Origin of the sequence: Thalassospira sp. UBA1131 (assembly GCF_002311515.1) — a bacterium.
In the GTDB taxonomy this organism is placed as follows: domain Bacteria; phylum Pseudomonadota; class Alphaproteobacteria; order Rhodospirillales; family Thalassospiraceae; genus Thalassospira.
The window spans coordinates 5759-7214 of the sequence record NZ_DCAO01000103.1 but is presented as its reverse complement, the minus strand read 5'-3'; the positions used below and the strand labels follow the sequence as shown (position 1 = coordinate 7214).

Sequence of the window (1456 nt, the reverse complement as noted above, 5' to 3'; positions counted from 1 at the left end):
CGTCGCCCCGAAACGCAGCGGAAAGATCGCAAGCCCGCCAAGCCCGAATGTAAAGGCCAGCGGCGGGGACCCGACGAACACGTCATCGGGCGTTACATTCAGCACTTCCTTGGCATAACCATCAGCAATGATCAGAAGATCCCGGTGGAAATGCATGGTCGCCTTCGGACTGCCGGTGGTGCCCGATGTAAAGCCCAACAAAGCAACATCATCGCGCCCGGTCTTGACCGCTTCGAACTTGACCGATTTGGTCAGGGCAATGCGATCAAGCTCCGCATCATGATTGGCCGTACCATCAAACCCAATCACCTTTTTAAGGAACTTGCTGTCCTTGGCGCACGCCACCAGTTCATCCATCAGGCGGGTATCGCAAAGGGCAAATTCGATTTCGGCCTTGTCAACGATCTGGCCCAACTCACCGGCACGTAGCATCGGCATGGTATTGACCACAACCGCCCCGGCCTTGGTCGCGGCCAGCCAGCAGGCCACCATCGCCGGGTTGTTGGCCGAACGGATCAGAATGCGATTGCCGGGCTTAACACCATAATCCTCGACCAATGCATGGGCGATCCGGTTCGTCCAGTCTGCCAGTTCCTTATAGGTCCGCTGGCGACCATTGCCGATCAGGGCTGTGTTATCGCCAAATCCCTGTTCGACCATTTTGTCGGTCAGTTCGACCCCGGCATTCAGATATTCGGGATAATCAAACCCATCCAGATTGATATCCGGCCATTCTGAAAAGGGGGGCAATTTATCCCGTGTGAAGCTATCGGTATGTGCGGTTGGTCCGAGCATTGTGAAGTCCCTGATACAGCCATTATTACGCCAGCGTTTGCCGTGCGATGATTATTTTCTGGACGTCGGATGCGCCTTCATAAATGCGAAGGGCGCGAATTTCCCGGTAAAGCGATTCAACGATGTGCCCGCTGCGCACACCATCGCCGCCATGAATTTGCACCGCCTTATCGATGACGGTTTGTGCATGATCGGTTGAATAAAGTTTGGCCATCGCCGCTTCGCGACTGACCCGCGCAGCACCACTGTCCTTAAGCCAGGCGGCGCGATAAACCAGAAGGGCCGAGGCATCTATATCAAGCGCCATGTCCGCGACATGCCCCTGAACCATCTGCAAATCAAAAAGCGGCGCACCAAACAGCTCGCGTTCCTGAACGCGCGTGATGGTTTCATCAAGTGCGCGACGGGCAAAGCCAAGGGCGGCTGCGGCAACGGTCGATCGGAAAACATCCAGAACCGACATCGCGATCTTGAACCCATCCCCACCCTTGCCCATCAGGGCGGAGGCCGGAATACGGCAATCGGTAAATTTCAAACGTGCCAACGGATGCGGCGCGATGGTGTGCAGGCGTTCCGCGATTTCAAAACCGGGCAGGTCCGCCGGAACGATGAAGGCCGAAAGACCCTTGGCCCCGGGGGCCTCACCCGTGCGGGCAAAGAC

The 1456-nt window shown here is 56.9% G+C and carries 2 protein-coding genes; both read right to left on the bottom strand.

Features of this window, described 5'->3' with window-relative positions; genetic code table 11:
- Positions 1 to 795 (bottom strand): AMP-binding protein (locus B3Z49_RS16125; protein WP_296992719.1); only part of this gene is annotated, 795 nt, incomplete at its 3' end.
- Between the two features lie 25 nt (positions 796 to 820).
- A partial coding sequence (locus B3Z49_RS16120) for an acyl-CoA dehydrogenase family protein (RefSeq protein WP_296992717.1) occupies positions 821 to 1456 on the bottom strand: 636 nt, incomplete at its 5' end.